The 24,187-nt window shown below is 67.7% G+C and carries 20 protein-coding genes; 9 read left to right on the forward strand and 11 right to left on the reverse strand.

All coding sequences use genetic code 11. The features are described from left to right. Nucleotides 1-43: 43 nt before the first annotated feature. The 4 genes from WDC87_RS14435 to rlmJ form a co-directional block, all read right to left on the reverse strand. Nucleotides 44-661, reverse strand: coding sequence for an HD domain-containing phosphohydrolase (locus WDC87_RS14435; RefSeq protein WP_088496912.1), 618 nt, complete (start codon nt 659-661; stop codon nt 44-46). Between the two features lie 45 nt (nt 662-706). Beyond that, the gene (mfd, locus tag WDC87_RS14440; RefSeq protein WP_336331308.1) at nt 707-4,171 is read right to left on the reverse strand and encodes a transcription-repair coupling factor; all 3,465 of its coding nucleotides are present in this window, start codon (nt 4,169-4,171) and stop codon (nt 707-709) included. A 149-nt stretch (nt 4,172-4,320) separates the two neighbouring features. Next, nucleotides 4,321-4,866 carry a GNAT family N-acetyltransferase gene (locus tag WDC87_RS14445; protein ID WP_004150340.1) on the reverse strand — a complete coding sequence of 182 codons (546 nt, stop codon included), beginning with the start codon at nt 4,864-4,866 and terminating at the stop codon, nt 4,321-4,323. Between the two features lie 95 nt (nt 4,867-4,961). After that, nucleotides 4,962-5,819, reverse strand: a complete 858-nt coding sequence (gene rlmJ, locus WDC87_RS14450; RefSeq protein ID WP_252745367.1) for a 23S rRNA (adenine(2030)-N(6))-methyltransferase RlmJ — start codon at nt 5,817-5,819, stop codon at nt 4,962-4,964. Between the two features lie 35 nt (nt 5,820-5,854). On the opposite strand from rlmJ, the gene creB reads away from it, so the two are divergent. The 7 genes from creB (at nt 5,855) to WDC87_RS14485 (ending at nt 13,699) form a co-directional block, all read left to right on the forward strand. After that, the gene (gene creB / locus WDC87_RS14455; protein ID WP_252745366.1) at nt 5,855-6,580 is read left to right on the forward strand and encodes a two-component system response regulator CreB; all 726 of its coding nucleotides are present in this window, start codon (nt 5,855-5,857) and stop codon (nt 6,578-6,580) included. A 3-nt stretch (nt 6,581-6,583) separates the two neighbouring features. Beyond that, nucleotides 6,584-8,044, forward strand: a complete 1,461-nt coding sequence (creC, locus tag WDC87_RS14460) for a two-component system sensor histidine kinase CreC (RefSeq protein ID WP_252745365.1) — start codon at nt 6,584-6,586, stop codon at nt 8,042-8,044. Nucleotides 8,045-8,125: 81 nt separating this feature from the next. Beyond that, nucleotides 8,126-9,445 (forward strand): cell envelope integrity protein CreD, encoded by a 1,320-nt coding sequence (gene creD / locus WDC87_RS14465; RefSeq protein WP_252745364.1) that lies wholly within the window; start codon nt 8,126-8,128, stop codon nt 9,443-9,445. Between the two features lie 10 nt (nt 9,446-9,455). Next, nucleotides 9,456-9,866: a hypothetical protein gene (locus WDC87_RS14470; protein ID WP_012479575.1), complete on the forward strand. Its 411-nt coding sequence runs from the start codon at nt 9,456-9,458 to the stop codon at nt 9,864-9,866. Between the two features lie 155 nt (nt 9,867-10,021). Next, nucleotides 10,022-11,614, forward strand: coding sequence for a M20/M25/M40 family metallo-hydrolase (locus WDC87_RS14475; RefSeq protein ID WP_151355047.1), 1,593 nt, complete (start codon nt 10,022-10,024; stop codon nt 11,612-11,614). A 155-nt stretch (nt 11,615-11,769) separates the two neighbouring features. Next, a complete protein-coding gene (gltX, locus tag WDC87_RS14480) occupies nt 11,770-13,173 on the forward strand; it encodes a glutamate--tRNA ligase (protein WP_072166846.1) in 1,404 nt (467 codons plus the stop codon). A gap of 34 nt (nt 13,174-13,207) precedes the next feature. Beyond that, on the forward strand, nt 13,208-13,699 hold the full coding sequence (locus tag WDC87_RS14485; protein WP_005415799.1) for a Fur family transcriptional regulator: 492 nt from the start codon (nt 13,208-13,210) through the stop codon (nt 13,697-13,699). Between the two features lie 94 nt (nt 13,700-13,793). On the opposite strand, the gene WDC87_RS14490 is transcribed toward WDC87_RS14485, so the two are convergent. From WDC87_RS14490 to WDC87_RS14505, 4 genes are all read right to left on the reverse strand, one after another. Beyond that, nucleotides 13,794-14,948, reverse strand: a complete 1,155-nt coding sequence (locus tag WDC87_RS14490; RefSeq protein ID WP_252745363.1) for an HlyD family secretion protein — start codon at nt 14,946-14,948, stop codon at nt 13,794-13,796. A 10-nt stretch (nt 14,949-14,958) separates the two neighbouring features. Further along, nucleotides 14,959-16,632, reverse strand: coding sequence for an MFS transporter (locus WDC87_RS14495; protein WP_072166844.1), 1,674 nt, complete (start codon nt 16,630-16,632; stop codon nt 14,959-14,961). Continuing rightward, nucleotides 16,632-17,198, reverse strand: a complete 567-nt coding sequence (locus tag WDC87_RS14500; protein WP_005415802.1) for a TetR/AcrR family transcriptional regulator — start codon at nt 17,196-17,198, stop codon at nt 16,632-16,634. Before WDC87_RS14500 ends, WDC87_RS14495 begins: the two co-directional genes overlap by 1 nt. A 257-nt stretch (nt 17,199-17,455) precedes the next feature. Continuing rightward, entirely contained in the window at nt 17,456-19,663 is a 2,208-nt protein-coding gene (locus WDC87_RS14505; RefSeq protein WP_252745362.1) for a TonB-dependent receptor, read from the reverse strand. 135 nt (nt 19,664-19,798) lie between these two features. Here WDC87_RS14505 and WDC87_RS14510 point away from each other — a divergent pair, with 135 nt between their 5' ends. Continuing rightward, the gene (locus tag WDC87_RS14510) at nt 19,799-20,212 is read left to right on the forward strand and encodes a MerC domain-containing protein (RefSeq protein ID WP_005415804.1); all 414 of its coding nucleotides are present in this window, start codon (nt 19,799-19,801) and stop codon (nt 20,210-20,212) included. Nucleotides 20,213-20,322: 110 nt separating this feature from the next. After that, a complete protein-coding gene (locus WDC87_RS14515) occupies nt 20,323-20,502 on the forward strand; it encodes a 30S ribosomal protein THX (RefSeq protein ID WP_004150462.1) in 180 nt (59 codons plus the stop codon). Between the two features lie 99 nt (nt 20,503-20,601). On the opposite strand, the gene WDC87_RS14520 is transcribed toward WDC87_RS14515, so the two are convergent. From WDC87_RS14520 to WDC87_RS14530, 3 genes are all read right to left on the reverse strand, one after another. Continuing rightward, nucleotides 20,602-21,852, reverse strand: a complete 1,251-nt coding sequence (locus WDC87_RS14520; protein WP_252745360.1) for an ectonucleotide pyrophosphatase/phosphodiesterase — start codon at nt 21,850-21,852, stop codon at nt 20,602-20,604. A 249-nt stretch (nt 21,853-22,101) separates the two neighbouring features. Beyond that, nucleotides 22,102-22,593, reverse strand: a complete 492-nt coding sequence (locus tag WDC87_RS14525) for a methylated-DNA--[protein]-cysteine S-methyltransferase (protein ID WP_252745359.1) — start codon at nt 22,591-22,593, stop codon at nt 22,102-22,104. Beyond that, nucleotides 22,590-24,068 carry a DNA-3-methyladenine glycosylase 2 gene (locus tag WDC87_RS14530; RefSeq protein ID WP_252745358.1) on the reverse strand — a complete coding sequence of 493 codons (1,479 nt, stop codon included), beginning with the start codon at nt 24,066-24,068 and terminating at the stop codon, nt 22,590-22,592. The genes WDC87_RS14525 and WDC87_RS14530 overlap by 4 nt, the downstream gene beginning before the upstream one ends. Between the last annotated feature and the right edge of the window lie 119 nt (nt 24,069-24,187).

Genomic DNA, 24,187 nt, shown 5'->3' on the forward strand with positions numbered 1-24,187 from the left:
AAAGGCCCGGCGAACGCCGGGCCTTTCGTTTGCCCGGCCGATCTCAGGCCAGCGCCGGTTCCCGCTCCAGCATGCGATGGAAGCGTTGCAGCACGTACGGATCCACCAGCCCGCCGGCCTGCTCGTCGATGATCCGCAATGCGGCCTCATGCTCCATCGCGTCGCGATACGGGCGCACGCTGGTCATCGCATCGTAGGCATCGGCGATGGTGACGATGCGCGCGCCCAGCGGGATGGATTCGCCGCGCAGCCCATCGGGGTAGCCGCTGCCATCGAAGGCCTCGTGATGGGCGCGGATCAGCCGCGCCACCGGCAAGGCGTCGCTGCGGCCGGTGGCCAGGAAGATGTGTTCGCCGCGTACCGGATGCTCGCGCATGATCGCGCGCTCCTCGTCGGTATGCCGGCGGGGTGCCAGCAGCACGTCATCGGGTATGCCGATCTTGCCGATGTCATGGAAGCGCGCGGCCAGGCCGATCTGCGCACGGGCCTCGTCATCAAGATCGCAGTGCGTGGCCAGGCGCTGCGCGAGCAGGCCAACGCGGTCGCAGTGGTGGCGGGTGTAGGCGTCGCGCATCTGCAGCGACATCGAGAGGGCATCGATCAGGCAGGCCTGCGCGTGCATCAGGTCGGGGGCGGGTACGGCGTCAGGGAACATGGTCATCCGCCCGCACCGGGTGGGGACCGGTGCGGGGTGTTCGGGGGGCGATCAACCCGGGGCAAGTGTGGTCAGAAGGGCGCGGGCCGCATTGAAGCGGTCTTCCGGCAACGGCAGCGGGTGCTTGATGCGCAGCTTGTCGGGCCCTTCCATGGCATAGAGGTTCGGTTGTTTCTGGATCAGCTGGATCACCGCCATCGGATCGATGTTCGGCTTGGACTCGAACACGATGCGGCCGCCGTTCTCGCCCAGGTCGAGCTTGCGGATGCCCAGCGTATTGGCTTTCAGCTTCAGCTCGGCGATGGCGAACAGGTGCTTTGCCGCATCCGGCAGCAGGCCGAAGCGGTCAATCATCTCCACCTGCAGTTCGCGCAGTGCATCGCTGTCGCGCGCGCTTGAAATGCGCTTGTACAGGGTCAGGCGGGTGTGCACGTCCGGCAGGTAGTCTTCCGGGATCAGTGCCGGCACATGCAGCTCGACCTCGGCGCCGCGCACTTCCTCACCGGCATCCAGGTCGGGCAGCTTGCCCTGCTTGATGCTGCGTACCGCGCGTTCCAGCAGCTCCGTATACAGGCTGAAGCCGACCTCGGCCATCTGCCCGCTCTGGTCCTCGCCAAGCAGTTCACCGGCGCCGCGGATTTCCAGATCGTGGGTGGCCAGGGTGAAGCCGGCGCCCAGCTCGTCCATCGAGGCGATCGCTTCCAGGCGCTTCTCGGCGTCGGGGGTGATCGCGCGACGGTCGGGGGTGATCAGGTAGGCGTAGGCACGGTGGTGCGAACGGCCCACGCGGCCACGCAGCTGGTGCAGCTGGGCCAGGCCGAAACGGTCGGCACGGTTGATGATGATGGTGTTGGCGTTGGGGATGTCGATGCCCGATTCGATGATCGTGGTCGACAGCAGCACGTTGAAGCGCTGCTTCTGGAAATCCAGCATCACCTTTTCCAGTTCGCGCTCGGGCATCTGCCCGTGGGCGATGCCGATGCGTGCCTCCGGCACCAGCTCGGACAGCTCGCGCTGCATGCGGCCGATGCTCTCCACGTCGTTGTGCAGGAAGTACAGCTGGCCACCGCGCGCCAGTTCGCGCTGGAAGGCTTCGCGCAGCAGCGCGTTGTCCCACTGGGTGATGAACGTCTGCACCGCCAGCCGGTTCGGCGGTGGCGTGGCGATGATCGACAGGTCACGCAGGCCGGCCATGGCCATGTTCAAGGTGCGCGGGATCGGCGTGGCGGTCAGGGTCAGCAGGTGCACATTGGCGCGCAGCGCCTTCAGCGCCTCCTTCTGGCGCACGCCGAATCGCTGCTCCTCGTCGACGATGACCATGCCCAGGTCCTTGAACTTCACATCCGGCTGCAGCAGGCGATGGGTGCCGACGATGACGTCGATGGTGCCAGCGGCCACCTTCTCCAGTTCGGCCTTGATTTCCTTGCTGGTCTTGAAGCGCGACAGCACTTCGACCTTCAGCGGGTAATCGGCGAAACGGTCGCGGAAGTTGCGGTAATGCTGCTCGGCCAGCAGCGTGGTCGGCACCAGCACCGCCACCTGCTTGCCGGCACTGGCCGCAGCAAATGCAGCGCGCACCGCCACCTCGGTCTTGCCGAAGCCGACGTCGCCGCAGACCACGCGGTCCATCGGCTGGCTGCTGGCCAGGTCGCGCAGGGTGGCATCGATCGCGGCCAGCTGGTCGGGGGTTTCCTCGAACGGGAAACCGGCGGCGAACGGCTCGTACATCGCGCGGTCCACCTGCAGTGCCAGGCCGGCACGCGCCTGGCGGCGGGCCTGGATCTCCAGCAGTTCGGCGGCCACATCGCGCACCTTCTCGGCGGCCTTGCGCTTGGCCTTGCTCCACTGCTCGCCACCGAGCGAATGCAGCGGTGCGGTTTCCGCCGAAGCACCGGAGTAGCGGCTGATCAGGTGCAGCTGGGCGACCGGTACATACAGGCGGTCGCCCTTGGCATATTCGATCTCGAGGAACTCGCCCGGCATGCCGCCGACGTCCATCGCGATCAGGCCACGGTAGCGGCCGACGCCATGGTCCTCGTGCACGATCGGCGCACCCTCGGTCAGCTCGCCGAGGTCGCGGATGATCGCCTCCGGCTCGCGGCCTGCACGGCGCGTGCGGCGGGTCCTGCCGGCGCGCTCGGGGAACAGCTGGCGCTCGGTCAGCACCGCGATGCGCGGATCGTCCAGCGCGAAGCCATCTTCCAGCGGCGCTACCGCGATCGCGAAGCGCGCATCGCTAGCGAGGAAACCGGGCAGGTCGGCCACCACCGGCGGCTTCAGCTCGGCGGCCTGCAGCACTTCCAGCAGTGCCTCGCGGCGGCCGGGCGAATCGGCGGCGATCAGTACCCGGCCCGGATAATGGCCGAGGAAGGATTTCAGCGCATCGCCGGCGGGGGCTTCGCGTGCGGCCACCGGCAGCGGGGGCAGCGGCTGGTCGCCCAGCGCGTGCGCGTCGGCGATGCGTGCGTGGTCGGCGGCCCATACCTCGATGCGCGGGGCATCGTTCAGGCGCTCGCGCAGCAGCTCCGGCGACAGGTACAGCGCCGACGGTGGCAGCAGCGGCCGTTCCACATCGTGGCGGCGCTGCTCATAACGCTCGCTGGTCTGCGCCCAGAACGCCTCGGCGGCTTCGCCGGCACCGGCACAGACCACCGGCAGGCTGCCGCTGGGCAGGTAGTCGAACAGGGTTGCGGTGCGCTCGAAGAACAGCGGCAGGTAGTACTCGACGCCGGCCGGCGCCAGCCCGGATTTCAGATCCTGGTACAGCGCGCTGCGCCGGGTATCGACATCGAAGCGCTCGCGCAGCGTGGCCAGCACGCGGGCGATGCTGGCCTCGTCCATGGGCACTTCGCGGCCCGGCAGCATGTGCACGGCCTCGACCTTGTCCAGCGAACGCTGGCTTTCCGGATCGAAGGCACGGATCGAATCGATGTCCTCGTCCAGCAGTTCCACCCGCAGCGGCTCGTCGGCGCCCATCGGGAACACGTCGAGCAGGCCACCGCGCACGGCGAAGTCACCCGGATCCATCACCTGCGGCACGTTGCGGTAGCCGGCGCTTTCCAGGCGGCGCTTCTCGGCTTCCAGATCCAGGCGCTGGCCGACCTTCAGGTCGAAGCTGCCACCAATCACGTAGCTGCGCGGGGCCAGCTGCTGCAGCAGGGTCTGCACCGGCACGATCACCAGGCCACGCTTCAGCGTGGGCAGGCGGTGCAGGGCAGCCAGGCGCTGCGAGATGATGTCCGGATGCGGGCTGAAGCGGTCGTAGGGCAGGGTTTCCCAGTCCGGGAAGGCGACCACCGGCAGGGCCGGGTCGCCACCGAGCAGGGTCTGCAGGTCGGCTTCGAGCTGGTTGGCGCCGTGGTTGTCACGGGCGATCACCAGCAGCGGAGCGTCGTGCACGCGCGCTGCCTGGGCCAGGTACCAGGCCAGTGCGGTGGGCGAGGCGGGGGCGCGCCACCAGGCGCGGAGCTGGCCGGCGCGCGGCAGCGGCGGGGCGGGGTATGAGGTACGCGACATGGACCCCGGATTTTAGCAGAAGCCCGATCCGGCTCCTGTGCGTCGTGCCGGCCGGCTGCCGGCAGCCTCATCTGCCGTTGGCAGAGCGGAATGCCGGCCAGCGGCTGGCACTACCGGGAGACGTGGCCGGGCACGGCCCGGCGCATCCGTCAGTTGTCCAGCTCCAGCACCATCCGGACCAGGCCTTCGGCGCCGGTCGGGTGCGGCACAGGCTTGAAGCCCAGCGACGCGGCCAGCTGCTTCATCGGTTCGTTCTCGGCGGCAACGTCGCCGTACAGGCGGTCCAGGTACTTGCCACGGCCCCACTTCACCAGCTTGCGCATCAGCTGCCGTCCCAGGCCTTGCCCGATCAGGAAGCGGCTGATCAGGATCGCGTACTCGGCTTCACGGGTGCCGGGGATGATCGAGGCCCGGGCGACCGCGCCGACCACCGCTTCGCCAGCGGGCAGGGACTCGGCGGCGACCAGGGTGATCTCGGTCTTGGGGTTGGGGTGGGTCAGGCGCTGGGTGGTTTCCGGCGACAGCTCGGTCACCGCCTGCAGGAAACGATCACGGATTTCTTCCGGCCCGAACAGGCTGAATGCCGCTTGCAGCGGTGCGCCATCTTCCGGGCGGATGGGGCGGATCAGCAGCTCGTGGCCGCTGGGAGCCTTGAAGATCTCATGCCAGGGCGGCATGCGGTTGCGAGTGGCCATACCGGGTGATTCCTTGGTGGTCCATCGATTGTGGCATCACCGGGGCTGCGTTCCGTGAACGAAAGGCTCACGGTGGTACAGCCTCGTGAAGGCCGTTATTCGGGGGCTTTGAGCCAGTCCAGGCGGGTGCTGGCCCCGGGTTCGCCCAGGTGCTGGCGCAGCGCCGGCAGGGCCGGACCGACCACGCGGTCGAACTGCCACGGCGGGTTGAGCAGCAGCATGCCGCTGCCGTTGAGGCGCAGCGGCGAGTCGTCCGGGCGCACCAGGAACTCGATCGTCATCGCCGATTTCACCGGCAGGGCGGTGGCCTTGCGCAGGAAGTGCAGGATGGTGCGGCGCTGCTTGATCGGGAACCAGACCGCACAGGTGGCCTGCGGCCAGCGTGCCAGGGTCTCGGCCAGGGCGGCCAGGATGTTCTGGTATTCGGCGTCCTGGGCCTCGTACGGCGGGTCGATCAGGACCAGGCCACGGCCGATCTTGCTGCCGTTGAACTTCGGCGGCAGCAGCGAACGCAGCAGGGCATAGCCATCGCCGGGGCGCACATCGACGCGGCTGTCATGGGCGAACAGGGCCTTCAGCGTGGCCGTTTCGGCTTCCTGCAGCTCACAGACCGCCATGCGGTCCTGCGCACGCATGGCCTGTGCGCTCAGCAGCGGCGAGCCCGGGTAGTTGGTCAACGCGCCCACCGGATTGTCGGCCTGCACCGCCTTCAGGTAGCGCTCGACCACCTCCGGCAGCCTGGGCTGGGCCATCAGCCGCATGATCCCGGACTCGGCCTCCAGGGTCTTGCGGCTCTCTTCGCTGGCCAGCAGGTAGCGGCCGGCACCGCCGTGGGTGTCGAGCACGAAGAACGGGCTGTCCTTGCGCTTGAAGCTGTCGATCAGGGCCAGCTGCACGATGTGCTTGAGCACATCGGCGTGGTTGCCGGCATGGAAGGCGTGGCGATAGTTCATGGGCGGCAGTGTACGGGGCGGCGGCCGCAGCGGCTATGCTGCGCGCCATGACAGCTCCTGTTGCCCATGTCCTGGTCGTCGAGGACGAAGCCGCCATCGCCGAAACCGTGCTTTATGCGCTTCGCAGCGAGGGCTATGCCGCCAGCCACTGCCTGCTCGGTGGCGAGGCCCTGAAGCGCCTGCAGGCCGGGGATATCGACGTGGTGGTGCTGGACGTGGGCCTGCCCGACCTGGGCGGTTTCGAGGTGTGCCGGCGGCTGCGCGCGCAGCCCGGGCCGGCGGCCCAGCTGCCGGTGATCTTCCTGACCGCCCGCAACGATGAAGTGGACCGCGTGCTGGGCCTGGAACTGGGCGCCGACGATTACATGACCAAGCCGTTCTCGCCGCGTGAGCTGGTGGCGCGGGTGCGTGCGCGCCTGCGTCGCGCCGCACCGGTCGCGGCAGCCCCCGGCGCCGATGCGGGCTGGCAGGAACATGGTGCCTTCGCCATCGACCGCGAAGGCCGGCGCATCCGCTTCCGCGGCCACGCGCTGGACCTGACCCGCTACGAGTACGCGTTGCTGGAAGCGCTGCTGCAGCGGCCGGGCGCCATTCTCAGTCGCGCCCAGTTGATGGATCGCGGCTGGGACAGCAGCGCCGACCGTGCCGACCGCACCGTCGACACCCATGTAAAGACGTTGCGCGCCAAGCTGCGCGCAGCCGGTGCCAGCGACGACCCGATCCGCACCCACCGTGGCCTCGGCTACGCGCTGGAGGTCTAGCCGATGCGCCTGGTCCTGAAGCTGTTCCTCGGCTTCTTCCTGATCACCGGCATCGCCGCGTTCTTCGTGATGCGCGTGTTCGTCAACGAAGTGAAGCCGGGTGTGCGCCAGGCGATGGAATCGACCCTGGTCGATGCCGCCAACGTGCTGGCCGAGATGGCGGCGGCCGATGTCAAGGACGGCACCATCCGCAGCGGCAGCTTCACCCGCAACCTGGCCAAGGCGCGGCAGCGTGACCTGAAGGCGATGGTCTGGCGCTTTCCCAAGCGCTCACTGGACTACCGGGTGACCATCACCGATGCCAAGGGCATCGTCATCTACGACTCGCTGGGCCGCGACCTGGGGCGTGACAATTCGCGCTGGAACGATGTCTACCGCACCCTGCGTGGCGAGTACGGTGCCCGCTCCAGCCCGGAAGTGCCAGGCGAAGAAGGCGATACGGTGATGCATGTGGCGGCGCCGGTATACGACCCGGCCGATGGCCGCACCCTGATCGGCGTGCTCAGCCTGGCCCAGCCCAACCGCAGCATCGATCCGTTCATTGCGGCCAGCCAGCGCGCCATCATCGAGCGCGGCGCCTGGCTGATCGGATTGTCGGCGCTGGTCGGCGTGCTGGTGACGATGTGGCTCACCACGGGCCTTGGCCAGCTCAGCCGCTATGCACGGGCGGTCAGCGCCGGCGAACCGGTGCCACCGCCGCGGCGGCGCCGCGACGAGATCGGCGACCTGGGCCAGGCCCTGGAAACGATGCGCCGCAAGCTGGAGGGCAAGGCCTACGTCGAGCAGTACGTCCAGTCGCTGACGCATGAAATGAAGAGTCCGTTGGCGGCGATCCGCGGTGCCGCCGAGCTGCTGCAGGAGCCGCTGCCGGAGGCCGACCGCGTGCATTTCGCACGCAGCATCGTCGATCAGCAGGAGCGGCTGACCGAGACGATCGACAAGCTGCTGGCGCTGGCCGAAGTGGAACAGCACGGCTGGCTGCAGACCCGCGATCCGATCGCGCTGCCAACCTTGCTGGCCGACGCAGCGGCGGCCGCGCAGGTGCGCGCGCAGGCGGCCGGCGTGCAGGTGCGCATCGGCAGCGTGCCCGACATGCGCGTGCAGGGTGATGCCTATCTGCTGCGGCAGGCGTTGCACAACCTGATCGACAACGCCATTGCCTTCTCACCGCCCGGCGCGGACATCGCGCTGCAGGCCGAGGTGGACGGGCCGGGCGTGCGCCTGCAGGTAGCGGATCGCGGTGCCGGCATTCCCGACTACGCGCGCGAACGGGTGTTCGAACGCTTCTATTCGCTGGCCCGCCCCGGCAGCGGTCGGCGCAGTTCCGGCCTGGGCCTGCCGTTCGTGCAGGAAGTGGCTCGCCTGCATGACGGACGCGCCAGCTTCGACGCCCGTGATGGCGGTGGCACGTTGGCAAGCCTGTGGCTGCCGTTGGGTGCTGCGGGCCAGCGCCCGCGCCGCTGACTTCACACTCGCTTCAAATTCGCCACAAACCCTGCTCACCGCAGTGGTCCATCCTGCAGCCCTCTCCAACGAGGATGGACCATGAAATCCCTGAAGATGCTGCTGCGGTTCGCCATTGTCGGCGGGCTGATCCTGTTGTTGCTGGTGCCGCTGATGATGATCCGCGGGGTGATCACCGAACGCAGCCAGTACCGCGACGAGGCCTTTGCGCGGGTGGCCGACAGCCGTGCCGGCACGCAGCAGCTGGTGGGCCCGGTGCGGGTGGTGCCGTGGGTGGAACGCAAGCAGGTTGAACTGGTTGACCCGCTGGGCGTCAAGAAGACCGAGGTGCAGGTCACCGAGGGGCACTGGCTGCAGATGCCGGCGTCGCTGGCGGTAAGCGGCGAGATGCTGCCGAGCCAGCGCGAAGTCGGCCTGTTCAAGGTGCCCGTGTACAGCTGGAACGGCCAGATGAAGGCGAGCTTCGCCGCTGACGACTATCCGGTGAAGGCAGGGCGCACGTATGGCAAGCCGTATGTGGCGGTGGGAATTTCCGATGTGCGCGGCCTGGTCGGTACACCGAACCTGCGCGTGGATGGCAAGCAGCTGCGCCTGCTGCCGGGCGTCGGCGTGGCCAGTGAAGTCGGCCGTGGCCTGCATGCGCCGGTGGCCGGTTTCGCTGCGGATCAGGGCGGCACGCTGGCGGCCAGCACCGTTGAACTGGAGCTGCGCCTGGATGGCAGCCGCATGCTGTCGGTGGTGCCGGTAGGCGATGACACCCACATCGCGCTGCGTTCGAGCTGGCCGCATCCGTCGTTCAGCGGTGCGTTCCTGCCCAACGAGCGGCGCGTTGATGCACAGGGATTCGACGCGCGCTGGGCGGTGTCCTCGCTGGCCTCCGACGCACAGCGGCAGCTGCGCAATGAAGGTTCGGTCGACTCGCAGGCGGTTACGGTGTCGCTGGTCGATCCGGTCGATACCTACACCCAGGCCGACCGTGCGTCCAAGTACGGCGTGCTGTTCGTGCTGCTGACCTTCGTCGGCTTCATCCTGTTCGAGCTGATCAAGTCGCTGCGCATCCACCCGCTGCAGTACCTGATGGTCGGCCTGGCGCTGGCAATCTTCTTCCTGCTGCTGATCAGCCTGTCCGAACACATCGCGTTCTGGAAGGCCTACCTGGTTTCGGCGGTAGCCTGTATCGGCCTGCAGGCGGTGTACCTGGCCAACGTGCTGGGCCATTGGAAGCGCGGCCTCGGCTTCGCGGCCCTGCTGACCGTGCTGTACGGCGCGTTGTATGGCCTGCTGGTGTCGGAGAACAACGCACTGCTGATGGGGTCGCTGCTGCTGTTCGTGATCCTGGCGCTGGCGATGTGGGTGACCCGCCGGGTCGACTGGTACGCGCTCGGCGCGGACCTGAAGTAAGGAGCACGCCATGGGCTGGCGCCAGGGATTGCGGCAACGGGCACGGCAGGGCATTCCGGCCCTGCTGGAAGTGGATGCACTGCTGCAGGCACATGGCGTGCTGGCGGCCCTGCCGGGGGCGCGGATCGCCCCCGGCCTGGTCCGCTTCCAGCTGGCGGCGGTGACCTGCGAAGGATTGCAGGGGCAGGGATTGCGTTGGCTGCAGGGTGCGCGGCAGGGACGCGGCGCGGTGGCCGGCCGGGTGCCGCGCTACCGGCCATGGAAGGCCGGCGCGGAGGCATTGGCCGAGATCGGCATCGGCGGCCTTCCGGATGACTGGCCGGCACACGCGGCGGTGTACGGCTGCAGCAGCATCGACCGGCGGCACTGGTTGCTGTTGCTGCCGGAGCGGGCGCAGTTGTGGTTGGGATGGAGCGGGTGATTCGGCTTTGCGGGTACGACCCAATCACTCTCCTGTGGGTGCGAACCTTGGTTCGCACGCTTCCGCGCCGTCCATGACCGATGGGACGGTATCGCCGCGCCCCGGCTGGCTAGACTCGATGGGTTGATGATCGAGCCGAAGGGCAGGAGTGCGATGTGTTGAAGTGGGGCGTGCTGGCCGCAGCGCTGGTGATGGGTGGCAATGCAGGGGCGCAGCAGCGCGAGACGGTGGACCTGGACATGGTCAGCCGCATCCGCCAGGAGGCGTTCCACCGTTCGCAGGTGATGGACACCTTCAGCTATCTCACCGAGCGCATCGGCCCGCGCCTGAGCAATTCGCCGGCGATGGGCCGCGCCAATGCGTGGACCCGCGGCAAGTTCAACGAATGGAAGCTGGACAACGTCCACGACGAAGCCTTCGATGATTTCGGCCGTGGCTGGGAATTCACCTCGGCGAGCGTGGAAATGCTGGGTGACCGCGTGCAGCCGCTGCATGCGCTGCCCAAGGCCTGGACCCCCGGTACGAAGGGCCCGGTCGAAGGCGAGCTGATGCAGGTCGACATCAAGAAGCCCGAAGACATCGAGAAGTACCGCGGCAAGCTGCGCGGCAAGATCCTCCTGCTGGGCGAGGCACGCGAATACAAGCGGGGCACCGAGCCCGATTCGCACCGCCACGACGCCACCTCGCTGGAGGGCCTGCAGGAGTTCACCCTGCCCAAGGACAAGGACGCCACCGCCGAGCGCGCCAAGCGGGTCAAGGAATACCAGGAACGCCAGCAGCTGGCGGCCAAGGTCAATGCGTTCTTCGTCGAAGAGGGCGCGCTGGCCTCGATCAGCATCAGCAGCTGGGACAACGGCATCATCCGCGTTGCCGGCGGCGGTTCGCGCAAGGCCGGTGAGCCGGTGGGCATCCCCGAACTGGCGATGATCAGCGAACACTTCAATCCGCTGGTGCGCGCGCTTCAGGCCAAGCAGACGGTGCGCCTGCGCGTGGATGTAGCGGCGCGCTTCACCGACGAGGCCGACCAGCCCGGCTACAACACGCTGGCCGAGATCCGCGGCAGCAGCAAGCCCGATGAAGTGGTGATGATCGGTGCGCACCTGGATTCGTGGCACAGCGGCACCGGTGCGGCCGACAACGCCGCCGGCGTGGCGGTGATGATGGAGGCGATGCGCATCCTCAAGGCCACCGGCGCCAAGCCCAGGCGCACCATCCGCGTGGCGCTGTGGAGCGGCGAGGAGCAGGGCCTGATCGGCTCGCAGGCCTATGTGGCCAAGCATTTCGGTCGCTTCCCCGAACCCACTGACGCGGCCCAGAAAGCGCTGCCGGCGTCGCTGCGCGAGCCGACCGGTGCACTGCAGAAGACCCGCGATTACAGCAAGTTCCAGGTCTACTTCAACATGGACAACGGCTCGGGCCGCTTCCGTGGCATCTACGCGCAGGAAAACCTGGCGGCGATGCCGATCTTCGAAGCCTGGCTGGCGCCGTTCCATGACGTGGGCGCCACCACCGTGGCCACCCGCAACACCGGCAGTACCGACCACATCAGCTTCGATCGCATCGGCCTGCCGGGCTTCCAGTTCATCCAGGACCGGCTGGACTACTTCACCAACGTCCACCACAGCCACCTGGACACCTGGGACCACGCCGAACCGGAAGACCTGAAGCAGGCCGCGGCCATCGTCGCTTCGTTCGCCTACAACGCCGCAATGCGCGAGCCGTCGTTCCCGCGAAAGGCAGAACCGTAAAAGGGGACGGAGGGGATTAAGTCGTATCTCCCCCTCCGCTTCCCGGTTACAGCACCCCAGGGCTGGGCAATCGCGACTTAATCCCCTCCGTCCCCTTTTTCCGTCGGGGGCGGTGGGCTGGTAAAATCGGGGGATTCCCGTTCCTCGAGCCGTCCATGACCTGCCGCACCCGCTTCGCCCCCAGTCCCACTGGCTACCTGCACATCGGTGGTGCCCGCACCGCGCTGTACTGCTGGCTGGAGGCCCGTCACCGCGGCGGCGAGTTCGTGCTGCGCATCGAGGACACCGACCGCGAACGCAGCACCCAGGGCGCAATCGACGCCATCCTGGAGGCGATGGAGTGGCTGGGCCTGGACTACGACGAAGGCCCGATCTACCAGACCGACCGCGTCGCCCGTTACCGGGAAGTGGCCGAGCAACTGATCGCCGAGGGCAAGGCGTACTACGCCTACGAGACCCGCGAGGAGCTGGATGCCATGCGCGAGGCCGCCATGGCCAGGCAGGAAAAGCCGCGCTACAACGGCGCTGCGCGCGATCTGGGCCTGCCCTACCGGGACGACCCGAACCGCGTCATCCGCTTCAAGAACCCGCTGGAAGGCACGGTGGTGTTCGATGACCTGATCAAGGGCCGCATCGAGATCGCCAACAGCGAGCTGGATGACATGGTCATCTTCCGCCCGGACGGCTACCCCACCTACAACTTCGCGGTGGTGGTGGACGACTGGGACATGGGCATCACCGAGGTCATCCGCGGCGACGACCACATCAACAACACCCCGCGCCAGATCAACCTGTATGAAGGCATCGGCGCGCCGGTGCCCAAGTTCGGCCACATGCCGATGATCCTGGACGAGCAGGGCGCCAAGCTGTCCAAGCGCACCGGTGCGGCTGACGTGATGCAGTACAAGGACGCCGGCTACCTGCCCGATGCGCTGCTGAGCTACCTGGCCCGCCTGGGCTGGTCGCATGGTGACCAGGAGCTGTTCAGCCGCCAGGAACTGATCGACCTGTTTGACGTGAAGGACTGCAATTCCAAGGCCTCGCGCCTGGACATGGCCAAGCTGGGCTGGGTCAACCAGCACTTCCTGAAGACCGAGGAGGTGGCCGCGATCGTGCCGCACCTGGTCTACCAGCTGCAGAAGCTGGGGCTGGACGTGGCCGCCGGCCCGGCTCCGGAGGATGTGGTGATCGCCCTGCGTGAACGCGTGCAGACCCTGAAGGAAATGGCCGAGAAGGCCGTGGTCTGGTACCAGCCGCTGACCGAATACGATGAAGCGGCGGTGGCCAAGCACTTCAAGGCCGGTGCCGAGGTGGCGCTGGGCAAGGCCCGCGAGCTGCTGGCCGCGCTGCCGGAATGGACCGCCGAGTCGGTGGGCGTCGCCCTGCACGACGCGGCCGCAGCGCTGGGAATCGGCATGGGCAAGGTCGCCCAGCCGCTGCGCGTGGCCATCACCGGCACCCAGGTCAGCCCTGACATTTCCCATACCGTTTACCTGGCCGGCCGCGAGCAGGCCTTGAAACGCATTGATGTGGCCATCACCAAGGTAGCAACGGCCTGAGGCATCCTTGCCAGGCCCGAACCGGAGAACACGCATGCCCGCCAAGACCGCCACTGCCTGTACCGCCCCGCACCACCACGTCCACGACGCATCGGATTTCGTGGCGGTGGTCGAGCGTGTCTCGCGCGAACGCGGGCTGCGCCTGACCCCGATCCGCGCCAATGTGCTGAAGCTGATCGCCGAGGCCGGCAAGCCGGTCAAGGCCTACGAGCTGCTGGAATGGGTGCGTAACGGCAAGGGCGTGGGCGCTGATGCCCCGCCCACCGTGTACCGCGCGCTGGACTTCCTGATGGCCAATGGCTTTGTGCACAAGCTGGAGTCGGTGAATGCCTTCGTGGCCTGCCATCATCCAAGCAGCGCTGCGCATTCGGTGCCATTCCTGATCTGCAACAGCTGCCACAGCGCAGTGGAACTGGAAGACCGCGAGATCGTCAGCCAGCTGGAGAAGCGCGCCAAGGAGCTGGGTTTCCAGCCGCAGGCGCAGACGCTGGAAGTCCACGGTCTCTGCGCGCGCTGCGCGGGGTAACGCAATGGTAGTGCCGGCCGCTGGCCGGCATCCTGAGTGGGGTCAGATCCCTTTGCCATTGGCAAAGGGATCTGACCCCGTTTCATGACAAGGGCTAGTCCTTCGGTTTGCCTGCGGTATCCACCCGCACGATCACCGACATGCCGGGCCGCAGCTGCGCGGCCAGCTTCTGGCCTTCATCGATCGATATCCGCACCGGCAGCCGCTGCACCACCTTGGTGAAGTTGCCGCTGGCATTGTCCGGGCGCAACACGCTGAACTCCGATCCGGTGGCGGGCGCGATCTCCTGCACGCGGCCCCTCAGCACCTGGCCCTGGAACGCGTCGACCGAGAACGTGGCCGGCTGGCCGATCGCCATTCCCCAGGTCTGGCCTTCCTTGTAGTTGGCCACCACCCACAGTGTGTCAGGTACCAGGAACAGCAGCTGCGAACCGGCGGCGACATACTGGCCCACGCGCACGCTGGCTTCACTGATCTGGCCGTCGCGCGGTGCGTGGATCACCGTGTTGGCCAGGTCGATGCGGGCCAGTTCCAGCTGCGCCTGTGCGCTTTCCACCTGGGCCTCCAGGCTCTTGCGCGCGACCTGGGTCGACACCAGTGTTTCCTCGGCGATGCGGATCTGCGCCTGCGACTGCTGCACGCTGGCCTGCGCCGAGGCTTGGCTGGTGCGGAACTTGTCGCGGTCATTGATCGACACCAGCTGCTGCGCGGCCAGTTCCTCGTAGCGCTTCAGCTCGTTGCGCGAGCGCTGCAGTTCGGCCTGCCCGGCCGAGAGCGTGGCGCGCGCGGAGGCGATCTGCGCACGGTTCTGCGCCTGCGACTGGTCGGAGTTGGCCAGCGCCGCGCGCGCACTGTCGAGCGTCGCCTGCGCCTCGGCGACGCGTTGGGCATAGATGCGGTCATCGATGCGCAGCAGCGGCTCGCCCTGCCTCACATGCTGGAAATCCTTCACCAGCACTTCGGTCACATAGCCGTTGACCTGTGGCGCCATCACGGTGATCTGGCCGCGCACATAGGCGTTGTCGGTCACCATCACGCTGCTGGTGAACGGCCACAGATGCCAGGCGCGCAGGATCAGCGCAATGCCCAGCAGGGCCACCACCACCATCACCACCACGCTGCGCGCGCTGGGCTTGAGATACTTCGGCGCGACTGCCGGTTCAACGGGCGTGGGCGCAGGTGCCGCGTCGGTCGGCGGCGGTGGAGTCACATTGTCGGCGTCGTCGGATCGGGGCGGAACGGGGGGCATGGCGGAGGACTCAGCGGTGTGCGGCCGGGGTGGCCGCAACGGGTGAAGTGGGGTGGCGCTTGCGCCATTGCTTGAGCACGGCGGTGCGCAGCGACAGCAGCAGCAACCAGCACAGGAAACCGATCGCCAGCCAACCGCTCAGGGTGAACACATCATTGAAGCCGCGCACATTGGCTTCGCGGCGCGTGGTCTGCGCCAGCTGCGCGCTGCCCTGCGCGCTGCGCAGCACCGGGTCGGTGATCTGTGCGCTGTACAGCTGTTGCTGGATGCGCAGGCGTTGTGCCACCACCGGATCGGCGGGGTCGAGCTGGCTGGTCAGCGCGCTGGAGTACAGTTGCTCGCGATGCAGCTGGAAGGTGCCCAGCACCGCCGAGCCGGCCAGGCCGCCCAGCGTCTGCGTGATCGACAGCGTCACCAGGAAGGTGACGATGTGGTCCACCCCCTGCTTCAACGCCGCCGAAATGCCGAGCATGATCAACGGGCCCATGAACATGCCGGCGCCGACCGAGGCCAGGAACTGGCTGGCGTAGAAATCGTGCGGCCGATCCATGCTGGTGCGGTGCTGGTCGAAGAAGGCGGCAGCGCCCAGCAGCAGGATCGCCATCAGCAGCTGGGCGATCAGCCGCTTCGGGCCGAAGGTCAGCGAGGCACCGGCGATGCCCACGATCACCCCGGCCAGGATCACCACGAACAGCGGCCGCATCTGGTCAGGCCCCATGCCGAGCGTGCGCATCAGGTTGACCACGCCATAGGACTGCTCGGTGGTCAGGAAGCGGATCAGGAAGGCGCCGACGATGAAATGCAGCACCGGCAGCGTCGACAGCCAGCGGATCTGCAGCAGTGGATTGCGCCGGTAGTGCTCGATGATCAAGGCGGTGGTGGACAGCACGATCGAGGCGATCAGCGCCCAGCCCAGCCACGCTGTGTTGAGCCACCAGCGCGTGTAGCCCTGCGCCAGCACGATCACCAGCAGGGCGACGGCCGGGGCGAGCAGCGCGAACGTGAGGAAGTCCAGTGGCTCGAACGCCTTCACCTGGATGCCCGGCGGCAGCTTCAACACCACCACGGCGGCGAACGCACACAGCGCCAGCCCGGCTTCAAACGAATAGAGCTGGTGCCATTGGCCGGTATCCACCAAGCCTGGTGAAACGATCCAGGCGATCGGCACCGCCAGCTGCGAAAGGCCGACGCCGACCACCAGCAGATTGCCGGTGAAGCGCCGCGGCAGCGCCTGCAGCATGTACAGCGTGCCCAGTGTCGAACAGGCCGCGCCGGCGAAGCCGCTGGCGGCACGGGTTAGCATCGTGGTCTCGAAGCTGCCGACGAACAGGTGCAGCACCGCCAGCGCCGCATACAGGCCCAGCCCGATCTCGGCGAACAGGCGGATGCCGTACTGCTGGCGGAACTTGAAGGCCAGCAGGTTGGCGGTGACGTTGACCATGGCATAGGCCGCCACCAGCCAGCTGCCCTGGGTCGGGGTCAGCGCCAGCTGGCCCTGCAGGAACGGCAGGTTGGCGGTGACCAGCGCATTGCCGAGGCCGCCGGTGATCGCTACCAGCAACGATACCAGCGCATAGGCCGCACGCCGGTACGGCGGGTGCCAGGGCATCGACGCCGAGCCGGGCATGGTCGGCTTCTCGTGCTCCTCCCAATCCGGAACCGGCTTCAGATACGGCTGGACCATCAGCGCGCCTCGCTGGTTGCTCCCTGGAGACCCCCGCGCAGCAGCTGCAGGGCGCGCCCGGCGAGGTGGGCGCGCTCGTCGCGGGTCTTGCCGCGCAGGGCCGCACCCAGCATGCCCGAGATCAGTGAAATATCCGTCTTTTCCAGGTCGGCACGGCACAGTCCGGCGGCCTTGGCGCGGGCGATCGGTTCCTCCAGCAGGTCGCGCACGGTCTCGCGCGCCGCGCGCATGGCCGGCACGTCCGAATCGACCGCGCGCCAGTAATCGGCCAGTGCGGGCGAATCGATGATGCGCTGGGCCATGCCCTCGAACACCTCGAACAGGGCGTCGTCGCGGTCACCGAGCTGTTCGACCTGGCGCCGGATGCGATCAACCGTGCGCTGCAGCAGCGCCTGGATCAGCGCGGTGCGGTCGGGGAAGTTGCGGTACAGGGTGGCGCGGCCCACCTGGGCGCGTTCGACCACCAGGTCCAGTGGGGCAGTGACACCGTGTTGGCCGAACACATGATCGGCGGCGTCGAGGATGAGGGCACGGCGGGCAGCGGCATCGGCACGTTGGGCAGTCATGGAATTATTTTCGGACAAAAGTGTCCGATTGGCGAGACATTGGGTGACGGGATTGTCCGCTTGTTGTGGTACGCACATCTTTGTGACGGGTGTGTGAGCGGGGGCGCCGCGACCTCGCTCACGCACAAAGGAACGGGGGGCCAGACGGCCCCCCGGGAGAGAGAATGGTATTGGTGGTGCGGCCCCGCCATGCGTTGAAAGGGCGAGTGGGGGCAGAGCCCTTTCCCGCGGAAAGGGATCCGCCCCCCTGCATCCGATCAGAAGAACGCGCGGATGCCGAATGCGACCCCACGGCCCGGCAGCGGCGAGTAGTCGCGCAGCAGCGAGGTATGCGGGCGCACTTCGCGGTTGGTCAGGTTGCTGCCATCCAGGAAGACTTCGTAGCTGTTGCTGGCGTTGCGGTCCCAACGATAGGCCAGGTGCGCATCGACCAGGGTGTAGCCATCGCTCGGTGCCTCGTTCTGCGCCACGTCCTTCTGGCGGCTGTAGCGCACCGCACCGACCGAGGCGCGCCAGCCGTCCTTCGACCAGCGCAGGTCGGCGCCGACGCGGGCCGGGGCGATGCGCGGCAGGTAGCCGGTGTTGGCCAGTTCCACGTTGTAATTGTGGTTGTGGTCGCCGTGCGGCACGGCGATGTCCAGGTTGCGGCTGCCGCTGCCATCCAGCTTGGCTTTCACGTAGTCACCGAACACGCGCAGGTCCCAGTCACCGGCGCCGCCCTCGAACAGGTGCAGCAGCGCTTCGGCCTCGGCGCCGCGGAACACCGCGTCCTGCTGGGTCCAGGCGCGCACCGGCAGCCCCTCGGTAACGCCGGTGTCGGCCAGGTAGATGAAGTCCTTGAACTTCGTCTGGTAGACCGAGGCGGAGAAGTCCAGGCGTTCGCTGTGGGTGTGGATACCCAGTTCCACGCGCTGGCCGCGCTCGGTCTTCAGGTTGGCATCGCCGATTTCCAGCGAGCGGGTGGCGATGTGCGCGCCGGCGGCATACAGCTCCTCGTTGGTCGGTGCACGTTCGGAGCTGTCCACGCCGATGCGCAGGTCAACCGCATCGTTGAGCTTCCAGATGCCAGCGGCAGACAGGTTGGTGGCGCCGAACGTGCGGCGGCGATAGTCACCGCTCGGGTCCAGCTTGACCTGATCATGGCGGCCGCCCAGTTCCAGCTTGAACGGGCCGAACTGCTTTTCCTGCAGCACGAACAGGCCGATGTTCTTCGTGCCGGTATCCGGAACGAACGCCTCTTCGCCCTTGGCGCCGAAATCACTGTTGCCGAACTGCAGGCCGAAGGCACCATCCCAGCCGCCGATCTGCTGCTGCACGGCTTCCAGGCGTGCCTCGATGCCCCGGTTGGTGAAGCGGGTCGACGGCGTGCCGGCCTCCAGCTCCACGTGCTCGTAGTCGGTGTAGGCCACGCGCGCGTTGATGTTCTTCAGGAACGAGACCGGGTTGTAGATGCCGGCCTTGGTCTCGAAGCGGTTCTGCACCATGTCGATGCGCACGTCGTGCTCGTCACCGCCTTCCTCTTCATCACCATGGTCGTGACCATGGTCATGGCCATGATCATCACCGTCGGCGTGCACGTGCGCGCCGTTGGGAATGCCATAGTTGGTGCGGTAGGTGCTGGCCGACACGCCGAAGTAGCCGCCGTCACCCAGCCAGGTTGCGCCGACGCCGCCGGCGCGGGTGCGGATGGAGCTGTTCTCGAGGCGGCCGCGACGCGGCTCTTCGCCTTCCTCGCCCGCGTGATCATGGTCGTGGTCGTCGTGGTGGTCTTCCAGGCTGTCGATCACCGCATAGCCGGGAATGCGGTAGTCGTCGCCATTGCGCACCAGGCCGTCCACGTGCAGCACGACATTGCCGCTGACGCCATCGAGGCGGAACATGCCGCTGCGCTCGTTGTTCACCGAATTGCCACGCAGCTCGGCGCGGCCGCTGAGCGGGCGCTCGGGCAGCTCGCGCGCGATGCGGCCATCGACCACGTTGACCGCGCCACCGATGGCACCGCTGCCGAACAGCAGCGTGGCCGGGCCCTTCAGCACTTCGATCTGGTCGGCCAGGAACGGTTCGATGCTGGTGGCGTGGTCGGCGCTGACCGTGGACGCATCCATGTTGCCCATGCCGTTGGACAGCACGGCCACGCGCGGGCCTTCCTGGCCACGGATGATCGGGCGGCCGACGCCGGGGCCGAAGAAGGTGCTCTGCACGCCGGGCAGCTTGGCCACGGTATCGCCGAGGGTGCCGGCCTTCTGTTCGTCCAGGCGCTCACCGGCCAGCACCTCCACCGGGCGCGCAAGGGATTCGGCATCGCCCTGCAGCGGCGACGCGGTGACCTGCACCGAGGACAGCTCGGTCAGGTGGCGGTCACGATGGGCGGTGTCCTGACCGGCTGCAAAGGCGACGGACGGCAGCAGGGCGGCGAGGGCCAGGGCCAGGGAATGCGGCTTGAGCCGTGCGGTGTGGGCGGGCATGGATGGGTCCTTTGTTACACTGTATCAATCGCGGGGCGCACGAATCCCGTCGATGGGACAGGGGGAGGGAAAGCGTGCGGGTCGGAGAGGGATGTTATATTATTCCATAACGATTCGCCGACCCTGCTGGAAGTCATGTCCTTGTCCTCACGCCTGCGCCACCTGCTCGACCGTTTCGGTGCCACCGGTTCGATGCTGTGCGCGGTGCATTGCGCAGTCATCCCGGTGCTGCTGGCGGCAGCGCCCTCGCTGGGCCTGTCGTTCTGGCTGAGCGACGGCGTCGAACAGGCGCTGGTGCTGTTCGTGACCCTGCTTGGGCTGTTCAGCCTGGTCTGGGGTTACCGCCGCCACGGCGCGCTGCGTGCGCTGGGCTTCCTGATCCCCGGCCTGGTCGCGCTGTGGGCCGGCGTGCTGTACGAGCCGCTGCATCACAACGCCGTGCCGCATGCGGTGGTGATGACCATCGGTGGCCTGCTGGTGGGCGTTGCCCATCTGGTCAACCTGCGCCTGAACCACGGCCACGTACACGACGCCAGCTGCGCGCACTAGGCGCTCCGTGATAGGATTTTCGATCGTGCGCGGGGGCGCCCAGCAAGGCGGCCCCGCCGAACCCGTGTCAGTACGGGGTAACCAGATTTCACACTTGAGGAGTTGAAGACATGGGTAAGGGTGACCGCAAGACCGCCAAGGGCAAGCGCTACAACGCCAGCTACGGCAACGCCCGTTCGCATACCGCGAGCAAGGTCGCCGTAGGCGCCGCCGCCCCGGTTGCCAAGAAGACCGTGGCCAAGGCTCCGGCGAAGAAGGCCGTGGCGAAGAAGGCCGTCGCCAAGGCCTGATCCGGCCGAACGACCGGTCTAAAGAAAACGCGGCGCCTGGCGCCGCGTTTTTTTATGCCTGTCCGGTGAGCCGAGCGTGGGCTCGGCGCTACAACCGGATCAGCGCAGCGTCTGCTTCAGCGTTTCCGGGTTGCCGTCGTTCGGCGCGGCCGGCACCTGCAGCAGGTGTGCCAGCAGTGGATAGACATCGACATTGTCGAAGCCATCGATCACCAGGCCCTGGCGGAACGACGGGCCACTGGCCACGAACACCGCGCGCATGGACGGCAGCGCGTTGTCGTAGCCGTGCGAGCCGCGGTCCTGCTGTTCGCGCTTGGCGATCTTTTCCTGATGCAGGGCATCCCAGCCTTCATCCATCATGCAGACAATGGCGGGAATGCGCGGATGGGTGCCGTAGTGCAGGCGCGCCGGCAGTTTTTCTTTCTTCCAGCATTCGTAGTGCGCGTGGCGGCCGAGCAGAGCGCGTTCGGCGGCGGCTTCATGGCCGACCACTGGTGCGAAGCCGACCGACTGGCCCTGGCTGACATTGCGCGCAATCGCCGGGTCGACCATCGATTCGGTGGCGATGACCTGGCCAGCGAGGACACTGGCCATGCCATGGTCGGAGACCACGATCACATTGGTGGTTGCGGCCAGCCCACGTTGCTGGAGTCCGTCGAGCACCTGGCCGACGATCTGGTCGGCGCGCACGATGGCGTCGGCGTACTGCTTCGACTCGGGGCCGTAGTTGTGACCTGCTTTGTCCACGTGTTCCATGTACAGCGTGGTCAGGCGGGGGGCATCGGCGTCGGTCTGTGACAGCCAATCGAGCACGATGCCAGCGCGCTGTTCCAGCGGTTCCTTGCCGTCGTAGATGCGCCACTGGCTGGGGCGTACGCCACGGATCTCCGATTCACTGCCCGGCCATGAGGTGGTGGCCGAACGCACGCCAGCATTCTCGGCGCCGACCCAGATCGGTTCGCCGCCCCACCAGCCACTGGTGGTAACCGCTTCGCGATTGCTCAGCTCGAACCGGCCCAGTGCTTCATCGTCCATGCTGTTGTTGACGATGCCGTGGTGGTCCGGGCGCAGGCCGGTAACGAGGGTGTAGTGGTTGGGGAAGGTCAGTGACGGATAGGACGGGGTCATCCAGCGTGCACGCACGCCGCCGTCGATCAGTCGCTGCAGGTTCGGGGTCAGGCCGCGATCCAGCGCGTCGGCACGCAGGCCATCGATGGAGATCAGCAGCAGCTTGGGCGGTGCCGCCGCAGCGACGGGTGTGGGAACGGAGGCGGAAGGGGCAGGCGCGGTGGTGCAGGCGGCCAAGGGCAGCAGCAGCGCCAGCGCGCAGGTCAGGCGTACGGAAGTCATCCGCGCATGATAGTGCGAGGTAATGACGCGCCCAAGACACGGCTCACTATTGCGCGCCGTCTCCGCGCATTTTTCCTTATCCCTGCGCCTGTCGGCGCCCCCCTTCAACAAGCAGGGGGCTTTTCTCCAGACGTATTCCTGATGCTTCCATCCACGCATGGCGCGGACCCACCCTGGCTCCCCGCAGGAAGCCCGCTGTTGCTGTTGCTCTAGCCACTGCGGGTGCCGGGCGCAGCCCGGCCAGCCCTCTCAGGCGAACAGCGGGGCCTGGCGTTGTTCCAGCCGCAGCAGCGCGGCCTTGGTTTCCAGGCCGCCGCCGAAGCCGGTCAGTGCGCCGTTGCTGCCGATCACGCGGTGGCAGGGCAGGATGATCGGCAATGGATTGCGGCCATTGGCCGCGCCCACCGCGCGGGTCGCGCTGGGCTGGCCCAGGTGCTGCGCCAACTGCAGATAGCTCCAGGTCTGGCCGAACGGAATCAACGCCAGCGCCTGCCAAACACGCAGCTGGAAAGGCGTGCCCCGTGGTGCCAGCTGCAGGTCGAACCGGCTGCGTTCACCGTGCAGGAACTGGAGCAGCTGTTCGCGCGCTTCGGGCAATGCGCCCGGCTCGTGATGCCAGCCGTCGCGCCCGCGCGCGGGGTGGCGGTTCTCCGGGAACAGCACGTGCGCAAGACCACGCTCGTCACCGGCGATGGTCAATACGCCGATCGGGCTGTCGAAACGATCGAACAACAGGGTCATGTCGGTTCTCCAACGAACGTGCCGGACAGGTGCCACAGGTGCAGCACCGCGTAGGCGCGCCACGGGCGCCACGGTTGCGAGCGCGCTTCGGTCGCACGTTCGCTCAGGCGCTGGCCCTGGGCGTGGCCGAGCACCTGCTGCAGTACAAGATCGCCGGCCGGGAAGGCATCGGGCTGGCCGAGTCCGCGCAGGGCAATGTACTGAGCGGTCCAGGGGCCGATGCCGGGCAGTGCAACGCAGCGGGCCACGAATTCCTCCAAGGCCTGGCCGGGCCCGAAGTCGAGCCGGCCGCTGGCGCAGGCGGCGGCCAGGGCGCGCACGGTGGCCGCGCGGCTGCGCGGCAGGCCAATGGATTCCAATGGTGCCTCGGCCAGTACCTCGGGCGAGGGGAACTGGCGATCGAATTCCGATGGCATGCCCGGCAGGTGTGCGCCGTAGGCATCGACCAGGCGCCGCGCGAAGGTGGTGGCCGCGGCCACGCTGACCTGCTGCCCGAGTACCGCGCGTACGCCTACCTCGAAGCCATCCCAGCCGCCGGGTACGCGCAGTCCGGGGCGTTCGGCGATGCCACGCGCGAGCAGCGGTTCTTCGCCCAGCGCGGCATGGACCTGCTGCAGGTCGGCATCCAGATCAAACACCCGACGCACGCGGCGCACGATGTCGGGGATCAGGCGCGGATCCACCGCGCCCAATTGCAGGCGCAGTTCCGGCCGCTTCGAATCGGCGGTGACGCGCAGCAGGGTGGGGCGCTCGGGCGTGCCCAGTACGCGCTGGTAGCTGTCTTCGCCGATCAGTTCGATGCCGGGCAGGCTGCGTTTGCGCAGGAAGGCCAGCATGCGTGGGAAGTCCAGTGGTGGACGGTAGCCCAGGCGCAGCACCAGGCCGCCATCATCTGCAGCCAACGGTTGATGCTGGCGACGCAGGGCGGTCGGCGCCATCCCACAGCCCTGCAGGAACGCGGTATTGAAGCGGCGCAGGCTGTTGTAGCCGGCAGCCAGCGCGACGTCGGTCACCGCCAGCGTGGTTTCGGTCAGCAACTGTTTGGCCAGCAACAGGCGATGGGTTGCGTGGATCTGCCCGGGCGTCGCGCCGAGATGTTCGACGAACAGGCGCTGCAGTTGGCGCGCGCTGAGGCCGAGCTTCGTTGCAAGATCGGCCACCGGCTGCTCCTGCAGGAAGCCGCCGTGGATCAGCGCCAGTGCCCGCTGCACGGTCTGTCCGGCCAGGGCCTGCTGGGCCTGCGGTGCCAATTCCGGGCGGCAGCGCAGGCAGGGGCGGTACCCGGCGGCCGCAGCGGCCGCGGCGGTCGGAAAGTAGGTGATGTTGCGCGGCTTCGGCGGCGGTGCCGGGCACACCGGGCGGCAATAGATGCCGGTGCTGCGCACGGCGGTGAAGAACACGCCGTCGAAGCGTGCGTCGCGGGCCAGGCGGGCGCGGTCGCAGGCGGCGGTGTCGAGGGCGAGGGCGGTGTCCATGGCGCCAGTCTAGGCCCGTGCGGGCGGCGATACTCGCCACATTCGGACATGGATGCTGAAGGGGGTTGGGCTGGGCTGCGCCCTGCACCCGCGGAGGCCAGAGCAACAACAACAGCGGG

It is taken from the genome of Stenotrophomonas maltophilia group sp. Smal12 (genome assembly GCF_037079935.1).
GTDB classification, from domain to species: Bacteria; Pseudomonadota; Gammaproteobacteria; order Xanthomonadales; family Xanthomonadaceae; genus Stenotrophomonas; species Stenotrophomonas sepilia.

Excerpts from the sequence above, each read along its gene's own strand:
- WDC87_RS14435 (WP_088496912.1), bottom strand. The coding sequence starts at position 661 with ATGACCATGTTCCCTGACGCCGTACCCGCCCCCGACCTGATGCACGCG.
- mfd (WP_336331308.1), bottom strand. The coding sequence starts at position 4,171 with ATGTCGCGTACCTCATACCCCGCCCCGCCGCTGCCGCGCGCCGGCCAG.
- WDC87_RS14445 (WP_004150340.1), bottom strand. The coding sequence starts at position 4,866 with ATGGCCACTCGCAACCGCATGCCGCCCTGGCATGAGATCTTCAAGGCT.
- rlmJ (WP_252745367.1), bottom strand. The coding sequence starts at position 5,819 with ATGAACTATCGCCACGCCTTCCATGCCGGCAACCACGCCGATGTGCTC.
- creB (WP_252745366.1), top strand. The coding sequence starts at position 5,855 with ATGCTGCGCGCCATGACAGCTCCTGTTGCCCATGTCCTGGTCGTCGAG.
- creC (WP_252745365.1), top strand. The coding sequence starts at position 6,584 with ATGCGCCTGGTCCTGAAGCTGTTCCTCGGCTTCTTCCTGATCACCGGC.
- creD (WP_252745364.1), top strand. The coding sequence starts at position 8,126 with ATGAAATCCCTGAAGATGCTGCTGCGGTTCGCCATTGTCGGCGGGCTG.
- WDC87_RS14470 (WP_012479575.1), top strand. The coding sequence starts at position 9,456 with ATGGGCTGGCGCCAGGGATTGCGGCAACGGGCACGGCAGGGCATTCCG.
- gltX (WP_072166846.1), top strand. The coding sequence starts at position 11,770 with ATGACCTGCCGCACCCGCTTCGCCCCCAGTCCCACTGGCTACCTGCAC.
- WDC87_RS14485 (WP_005415799.1), top strand. The coding sequence starts at position 13,208 with ATGCCCGCCAAGACCGCCACTGCCTGTACCGCCCCGCACCACCACGTC.
- WDC87_RS14490 (WP_252745363.1), bottom strand. The coding sequence starts at position 14,948 with ATGCCCCCCGTTCCGCCCCGATCCGACGACGCCGACAATGTGACTCCA.
- WDC87_RS14495 (WP_072166844.1), bottom strand. The coding sequence starts at position 16,632 with ATGGTCCAGCCGTATCTGAAGCCGGTTCCGGATTGGGAGGAGCACGAG.
- WDC87_RS14500 (WP_005415802.1), bottom strand. The coding sequence starts at position 17,198 with ATGACTGCCCAACGTGCCGATGCCGCTGCCCGCCGTGCCCTCATCCTC.
- WDC87_RS14505 (WP_252745362.1), bottom strand. The coding sequence starts at position 19,663 with ATGCCCGCCCACACCGCACGGCTCAAGCCGCATTCCCTGGCCCTGGCC.
- WDC87_RS14510 (WP_005415804.1), top strand. The coding sequence starts at position 19,799 with ATGTCCTTGTCCTCACGCCTGCGCCACCTGCTCGACCGTTTCGGTGCC.
- WDC87_RS14515 (WP_004150462.1), top strand. The coding sequence starts at position 20,323 with ATGGGTAAGGGTGACCGCAAGACCGCCAAGGGCAAGCGCTACAACGCC.
- WDC87_RS14520 (WP_252745360.1), bottom strand. The coding sequence starts at position 21,852 with ATGACTTCCGTACGCCTGACCTGCGCGCTGGCGCTGCTGCTGCCCTTG.
- WDC87_RS14525 (WP_252745359.1), bottom strand. The coding sequence starts at position 22,593 with ATGACCCTGTTGTTCGATCGTTTCGACAGCCCGATCGGCGTATTGACC.
- WDC87_RS14530 (WP_252745358.1), bottom strand. The coding sequence starts at position 24,068 with ATGGACACCGCCCTCGCCCTCGACACCGCCGCCTGCGACCGCGCCCGC.